This window comes from Micromonospora parastrephiae, from assembly GCF_016802865.1.
GTDB classification, from domain to species: Bacteria; Actinomycetota; Actinomycetes; order Mycobacteriales; family Micromonosporaceae; genus Micromonospora; species Micromonospora parastrephiae.
This window is the reverse complement of record NZ_JAEVHM010000065.1, coordinates 21295-28516: the sequence shown is the minus strand read 5'-3', so window position 1 is coordinate 28516 and position 7222 is coordinate 21295. Positions and strand designations below refer to the sequence as shown.

General features: G+C 72.3%; 9 protein-coding genes. All 9 read right to left on the bottom strand.

Features of this window, described 5'->3' with window-relative positions; all coding sequences use genetic code 11:
- Nucleotides 1–79: 79 nt before the first annotated feature.
- A complete protein-coding gene (locus tag JNW91_RS15400) occupies nt 80–994 on the bottom strand; it encodes a sporulation protein (RefSeq protein WP_203175863.1) in 915 nt (304 codons plus the stop codon).
- Between the two features lie 123 nt (nt 995–1117).
- Nucleotides 1118–2182 (bottom strand): hemolysin family protein, encoded by a 1065-nt coding sequence (locus tag JNW91_RS15395; RefSeq protein ID WP_203175860.1) that lies wholly within the window; start codon nt 2180–2182, stop codon nt 1118–1120.
- Nucleotides 2179–3534 (bottom strand): hemolysin family protein, encoded by a 1356-nt coding sequence (locus JNW91_RS15390; RefSeq protein WP_203175859.1) that lies wholly within the window; start codon nt 3532–3534, stop codon nt 2179–2181. Before JNW91_RS15390 ends, JNW91_RS15395 begins: the two co-directional genes overlap by 4 nt.
- A gap of 194 nt (nt 3535–3728) precedes the next feature.
- Nucleotides 3729–4073, bottom strand: coding sequence for a monovalent cation/H(+) antiporter subunit G (gene mnhG / locus JNW91_RS15385; RefSeq protein ID WP_203175876.1), 345 nt, complete (start codon nt 4071–4073; stop codon nt 3729–3731).
- On the bottom strand, nt 4073–4336 hold the full coding sequence (locus JNW91_RS15380) for a monovalent cation/H+ antiporter complex subunit F (RefSeq protein ID WP_203175858.1): 264 nt from the start codon (nt 4334–4336) through the stop codon (nt 4073–4075). Before JNW91_RS15380 ends, mnhG begins: the two co-directional genes overlap by 1 nt.
- Nucleotides 4333–4947 (bottom strand): Na+/H+ antiporter subunit E, encoded by a 615-nt coding sequence (locus JNW91_RS15375; protein WP_203175857.1) that lies wholly within the window; start codon nt 4945–4947, stop codon nt 4333–4335. Before JNW91_RS15375 ends, JNW91_RS15380 begins: the two co-directional genes overlap by 4 nt.
- Nucleotides 4944–6449 (bottom strand): Na+/H+ antiporter subunit D, encoded by a 1506-nt coding sequence (locus tag JNW91_RS15370; protein ID WP_203175856.1) that lies wholly within the window; start codon nt 6447–6449, stop codon nt 4944–4946. Before JNW91_RS15370 ends, JNW91_RS15375 begins: the two co-directional genes overlap by 4 nt.
- Nucleotides 6449–6928 carry a Na(+)/H(+) antiporter subunit C gene (locus tag JNW91_RS15365; RefSeq protein WP_203175875.1) on the bottom strand — a complete coding sequence of 160 codons (480 nt, stop codon included), beginning with the start codon at nt 6926–6928 and terminating at the stop codon, nt 6449–6451. The genes JNW91_RS15370 and JNW91_RS15365 overlap by 1 nt, the downstream gene beginning before the upstream one ends.
- Entirely contained in the window at nt 6925–7206 is a 282-nt protein-coding gene (locus tag JNW91_RS15360) for an MnhB domain-containing protein (RefSeq protein WP_203175874.1), read from the bottom strand. Before JNW91_RS15360 ends, JNW91_RS15365 begins: the two co-directional genes overlap by 4 nt.
- Nucleotides 7207–7222: the final 16 nt, after the last annotated feature.

Here is a 7222-nt window from a genome sequence, read left to right as displayed (position 1 = left end):
CGCAAAAGGCGCGATAGGGATATTCATCCCACCACAACTCCATGATCGACGCGGTCGGGACGGCGGCCGGGGCTTCGAGTCAGGTTCCGTCGCCGCCGGAGCTGGCGCCTCCTGCGGTGCCGCCCAGGCCGTAGCCGGGTCTGACCGGCTCGTCGGGGTGGCGGCTGACATGGGCGGACTCGTTGATCTGCGCGGACCAGTCGGCGTGCGCGGCGGCCGCGGCGTGCCGGTTGATCGCCTGACGCAGCCAGCCGTCCACGGTCGCGGCCCAGTCCCGCTGCCCGGCGTCCGCGTGCCAGATCCGGAACCGGCTGATGCTCTGGTGGGTGATCCCGGCCAGCGCCAACCGGCGGTCCAGCCAGATGATCACCTCCAGGCCGGCCGAGTTCGTGACGAAGATCAGCTCCAGCTCGGTGATCGGCCCCGCGTAGAGCGGCCCCACCCAGTAACCCCACCGCTGGTGCAACGGCAGGGTGTGCTCCACCCCGGGCAGGCCACCCTCCTGCAACCCCGCCTGACGGATCATGAAACCCAGCGTGTCCAGCGCCGCCAGCACGTGCTGCTGGGTGGGGACCGGATGCACGAAGACCGGCACCATGGCCCCCTGGTCCAGATCCGGGTCGACGGACACCTCGGTCCGCAGGCCCATCCGCAGACTCAGCAGCGGCACCCCGCCGAACGTGGTCACCGGAATCTCCCACGGCAGCGGCATGGCGAAGTCCACCGCACGCCGGCGACCCGCCGGTACGACGAACCGGCCGGCGATGGGCACCTGGTGGAACTGCACCAGCCGCCGCGGTGCCGCCGGGTCGTCCGGCTCGACCGTGGTGACCAGGCCGAGCCGGATGTGGCGTACGAGCACGTCCTCCGGCCCGGCGGCCAGGGTCACCCGCCCCGGCAGGCGCAGGCCCGGACGGGTGCTCGGGTTGGGAAGCGTGGTCTGCACGGACAGCCCGGTCCAGCCGGACTCCCGCGACACCCCGGTCAGCCGCACCGCGCGCCCCCTTCCCGGGACGGGGCCCCGCCGGCCCCGCACCAGCCGCGCCTACCCGGTGGAGGACACCTCAAGCCGACCGGCCGACCCGGCCGCGCCGAGCGGCACGGCGGCGTCGCTGCCTCAGCGCATCCGCCGCCCGCGCGGAACCGTGTCGGTCTCGTCGTCGAACTCGCCGATGACCTCCTCCAGCAGGTCCTCCAGCGCGACGAACCCGATCGGCCGGGTCGGGCCGCCACCGTTGCGCACCAACGCGAGCTGCGACTGCCGTGCCCGCATCGCCGCCACCGCCTCGGTGACCGAGGACGTCGCGGGCAGGGTGAACGCGGACGTCATCAGCTCCGCCGCGGTGGCGACGCGACCGGTGGTGACCACCCGCACCGCCTCCCGCACGTGCACCAGACCACAGACGTCACCCGCGTCGTCCAACACCGCCAGCCGGGACCGACCGCTGTCCCGGCTGACCTCTTCGATCCGCTGGGCCGGGTCGTCGCGGCGGACGGTCACCATGGTCGCGAACGGTTCCATCACCTGCGCCACCGACGTGCCCTGCAACTCCAACATGCTGGTGAGCAGCTGGTGCTGCTCGGCGCCGAGCAGACCGTGCTCGCGGGACTGCTCCAGCAGGATCCGCAGCTCGTCCGGGCCGTGCACCTGGGCCAGCTGGTCCTGCTGGTTGACGCCGACCAGCCGCAGGACCGCGTTGGCCAGCGCGTTGAGCGCGGAGAGCACCGGCCGGGACACCCGCGCGAAGGCGCGGAACGGCAACGCGAGCAGCGTCGCCGAGCGTTCGGCGTCGGTGATCGCCCACGACTTCGGCGCCATCTCCCCCACCACCAGGTGCAGGAAGGTGACCAACCCGAGGGCGAAGACCAGGGCGATCAGGTGGCTGGGCGCGTCCGGCAGACCCACCGCGTGCAGCAGCGGGCTGAGCAGGTGCTCGATCGCCGGCTCGGCCAGCGCGCCGAGCCCCAGGGTGCACAGGGTGATGCCGAGCTGCGCGCCGGCCAACATCAGCGACAGCTCGCGGACACCGTCCAGCGCCGCCCGTGCCGCCCGGCCGCCACCCGCCGCCGCCTGCTCCAGGCGGTACCGCTTGCTGGCCACCAGGGCGAACTCGGCGGCCACGAAGAACCCGTTCAGCGCCAGCAGGATCACCGAGCTGAACAGCGCGATTCCGGGGCTCATGCGGCAGCCTCCGGCCTGGCCAGCGCCAGCCGCACGGAGTCGGCCACGTGCCGGTCCACGGCGAGCACCTCGACCAGCGCGCGGGGCTCCGCCTCGGTGTCGTCGGCGTCGACGCCCTCGGGCAACAGCCTGATCTCCAACCGGTCACCGACCTCCGGTACCCGGCCCAACTCCCGCATCACCAGCCCGGAAAGGGTGTCGTACTCCGGGGCCTCGGGCAGGGCGATGCCGGTGCTGTCGGCCACCTCGTCGATCCGCCAACGGGCCGGCACCACCCAGGACCCGTCGTCCTGGCGGGCGGGCGCCCGCTCCGGCGGGTCGTCCTCGTCGCGGATCGGGCCGACCAACTCCTCGGCGATGTCCTCCAGCGTGATCACGCCGGCGAAGCCGCCGTACTCGTCGACCACGCACGCCATCTGCCGGTGCCCGGACCGCAGCCGGTCGAGCACCGTGGGCAGCGGCAACGTCTCCGGCACCAGCAACGGCGGCCCCGCCACCGCGCTCACCGGGGTGGTGGCCCGCTCCCCCGGGGGTACGCCGAGCACGTCGGCGATGCCGACGATGCCGATCAGGTCGTCGACGCCCTCCGCGCCGCGCACCGGGAAGCGGGAGTGGCCGGTGTCCAGCAACTCGACCACGCGGCTCACCGGTTCGTGCGCCCGTACGGTGTGCACGTCGACCCGGGGCACCATGGCCTCCCCGGCGCTGAGTTCGCGGAAGTCCAGCCCCCGGTCGAGCAGCGTGGACATCTCGGCGTCCAGGCTGCCCTCCTCGCGGGACTCGGCGATGATCTGCTCCAGGTCGGCGGGTGTGGCGCCGCTGGGCAGCTCCTCGATCGGCTCGATGCCGATCCGACGCAGCAGCCGCACCGACGCCCGGTCGAAGAGCCGGATCACCGGCCCGGCGACGGCGAGGTAGATGAGGGTGGACCGGCTCAGCGCCCGGGCCAGCGGCTCGGCCCGCGCGATGGCCAGGTTCTTCGGGGCCAGCTCGCCGAGGACCATCTGGACCACGGTGGCGATGACCAGGGCCAGCACCACCGACAGCGGCAGGCTGACCGACTCGCCGACGCCGGCCACGCCGAGCAGCTCGGCGAGACCACCGCCGAGGTACGGCTCGGCCACGTAACCGACCAGCAGGGCGGTGACGGTGATCCCGAGCTGCGCGCCGGAGAGCATGAAGGAGAGCCGGCTGGTGACGGTCAGCGCACGGGCTGCCGCCTGGTCGCCGTCGTCGGCGAGCTGGCGGAGCTTGCCCCGGTCGACGGCGACGTAGCCGAACTCCTGCGCCACGAAGTAACCGGTGGCGGCGGTGAGCACGATGATCAGAAGGAGACCGACGACGATCAACACGGGTCGCTCAGGGCTCCCGGGGTCGTGGGTACGGGAAGAGGCCGGGCACGACCCGGCTGGCTACTGCTGCCCTCCTGGGCAGAAGAGTCGATCATGCCGCTATTTTATCGGCGCTGGCTGGGACTCCGCTCGGGGTGGGCCGAAGGTGACCGATGTCCGGTTCGCCGCACGACCGGTCGTCAGGCCGACCCCGCCTAACCGCCGCCCGCGCCGCGTTCGGCCAGGTCGTCGGCGTCCAGCAGGTCCCGGTTGAGCCGGCCGGAGCGGTACGCGGCCCGCCCGATCATCTGTGCCGCGACCGGCGCGGTGGCCAGCTGGAAGACGGCCACCAGCACGATCATGCCGAGGTCCGCCGCGGACCGCAGCCGCAGCGCGATGCCGAGCAGCAGCAGGAGCACGCCGAGCACCTGCGGTTTGGTGGCGGCGTGCATCCGGGACAGGGCGTCCGGGAAGCGCAGCACGCCGATCGCGGCGGCCAGGCCGAGCAACGCGCCGGCGACCAGGCAGGCGGCGCCGAGCCAGTCCGCGACCGCCGCGATCACGCCTGCTCCCGCACGGCGAAACGGACCAGCGACACCGAGCCGACGAACCCCAGCAGGGAGAGCACCACGAGCACCGGCAGCGTGGTGGCGTGCCGGTTGACCGCCGCCTCCGCGCCCACCGCGGCGACCATGGTGGCGAGCAGCATGTCCGCGGCGATCACCCGGTCCAGCAGCGACGGGCCCCGGTAGAGCCGGGCCAGCGCCAGCAGCGCGGTCACCGACAGCAGAGCGGTGAGGACGACGGCCAGAAACGTGATCACGATGAGGTTCCCTTCTCGACGGGTCGGGTTTCGACGCGGCGCAGTTCGGCGGCGGAGCCCACCGCCCGGACGATCCGCCGCTCGACGGCGAGCGTGCGCTCCCGGGACGCGGCCAGGTCCGACGGCCCGTGGGTGTCCAAAACGTGCAGGTAGAGCGTCGCTGACTCCCGGTCCACGTCGAGGATCAGCGTGCCGGGCACCAGCGAGACCGCCTCCGCGGTGAGCGCCAGGTTCAGGTCCGTGCGCACCCGCAACTGGACGGCGATGATCGCGCCGCGTGGCCGGTAGCCGGGCTGCACGGCGATCCGGGCGATGTGCAGGCTCGCGCTGACCAGCTCGACGGCGAAGCGGCCGGCGAACGCCAGCAGCGCCCGGGGCCGCAGCCGACCGCCGAAGGTGACCGCCGGCAACGGGAAGAACACCAGCACCGCGCTGCCCAGCAGCAGGCCACTGGCCAGATTCGCCCAGTTGATCTCGCCCCAGAGCAGGTTCCAGACCAGCACCAGCCAGCCGAGCGCCACCGCCTGGTCCCGCCACCGTCCGAACCGGCCACGTCGGGACGCGGACTGCTCGCCGCCGTCCTCCGGTTCGCCGTTTGGCGGGCCGGTCACGGCACACCGTCCGGCAGGACCGCCCGCACGTACGGCGTACGCGACAGCAGGTCGGTGGCGGCGTCGGCGGTGACGTCGAACAGCGGACCCGCCAGCACGGTCAGCGTCAGACCGAACGCGACCAGGGCGATGGTGGCGCCGACCATCAGCCGGGGCAGCCGGACGACGGGTTCAGCGGTGGCCAGCCGGGGCGCCCGCCAGAAGGCGATGTTCCACACCCGGGAGGCGACGTAGAGGGTGAGCAGGCTGGTCAACGTGCCGGCCGCGACCAGCGCCGCCGGCAGTGCCCCGCCGGCCGCCACGCCGGCCTGGAGCAGCCCGAGCTTGCCGAGGAAACCGGAGAACGGGGGCACCCCCGCGAGGTTCATCGCCGGGACGAAGAACAGCACGCCGAGCAACGGCGCCACCCGGGCCAGCCCACCGATGCGGCGCAGGTCGGTGCTGCCGGCCCGCTCCTCGACCAGCCCCGCGACCAGGAACAACGTGGTCTGGATGGTGATGTGGTGCACCACGTAGAAGATCGCGCCGGAGAGTCCGGCGGCGGTGCTCAACGCCACCCCGAAGATCATGTAGCCGATGTGGCTGACCAGGGTGAACGAGAAGAGCCGCTTCAGGTCGGACTGGGCCACCGCGCCGAGGATGCCGACCAGCATGGTCAGCCCCGCGACGACCATCAGCAGACCGTCGACCTGCCCGCCGGGAAAGAGCAGCGTCTCGGTGCGGATGATCGCGTAGACACCCACCTTGGTGAGCAGCCCGGCGAACACGGCGGTGACCGGAGCCGGTGCGGTCGGGTAGCTGTCCGGCAGCCAGGCCGACAGCGGAAAGACCGCCGCCTTGATCGCGAAGGCGAGCAGCAGCATCAGTTGCAGGGTGAGCCGCACGCGGTCGGGCAGCGCGTCCAGGCGCTGGGCGAGCTGGGCCAGGTTGAGCGTGCCGGTGGCCCCGTACACCAGCCCCACGGCGGTCAGGAAGATCATCGAGGAGAGGATGCTGACCACCACGTACGTCGACCCGGTCCGGATCCGGGTCTCGGTGCCGCCCAGGGTGATCAGCACGAAGCTGGCCACCAGCAGGATCTCGAAGCCGACGAACAGGTTGAACAGGTCACCGGCGAGGAACGCGGTGGTGACGCCGGCGGTGAGCACCAGGTACGTCGGGTGGAAGATGACCACCGGCGTGGTCTCGCCGGTCTCGCTGCGACCCTGCCCGATCGAGTACAGCAACACGCAGAGGGTCACCGCCGAGGAGACCACCACCATCAACGCCGCGAGCTGGTCGGCGACCAGCACGATGCCCACCGGGGCCGGCCACCCACCGATCGCCATCACCACCGGCCCGTAACGGTACGCCTGCACCAGCAGCACCACGGCGACGGTGAAGGTGCCGGTCAGGCAGAGCACGCTTACCGCGCGCTGAATCCGGGGTTGGGTGGCCAACAGCAGGGTCAGCGCCGCGCCGAGCAACGGCACCACCACGGGCAGCGGCAGGAGCGCACCCATCACGCCTCTTCCCCGCGCCGCAGCCGGCGGCGGGCGGGTTCGGGATCCACCTGCTCCGGGTCGCCGTCCGGGCCCTCCCCGCCGAGGTCCACGGCACTCACCTCGTTGCGCCCGGCCCGGCGGATGATCTGCCGGTCCTCCAGGTCGTCGGGCACCTCGTCGTCACCGGTGAGATACCAGCTGCGGTACGCGACGGCGAGCAGGAACGCCGTCAAACCGAACGTGATCACGATGGCGGTCAGCACCATGGCCTGCGGTAACGGGTCACTCATCCCGTCCACCGGGCCGGTGTCGACGACCGGCGCCCCACCGGACCGGCCACCCAGCAGGATCAGCATGTTGACACCGTTGCCCATCAGGATCACACCGAGCAGGATGCGGGTCAGGCTGCGCTCCAACAGCAGGATCACCCCGCAGCCGACCAGCACCGCGACCGCGAGCACCAGGATCAGCGTCGGCCTGGCGCCGGCCGCGGTCATGCCCGCTCCCCCTTGTCGACGGTCAGCCCGCCCGAGGCGGTCCCGGTCGCCTCGATGTGCCGGTCCACCTCGGCACCGAGACTGCGCAGGATGTCCAGCACCAGCCCGATCACGACCAGGTACACGCCGATGTCGAAGAAGAGCGACGTGACGAGGTGCGCGTCGCCGATCAGCGGAATCGACCGCTCGACCTTGGCGCTCTCCAGCACCTGCCCACTCACCAGCAGCGCCACCACACCGGAGCCCACCGACACGGCCAGCCCCGCGCCGAGGACCACACCGGCGCGACCGGGC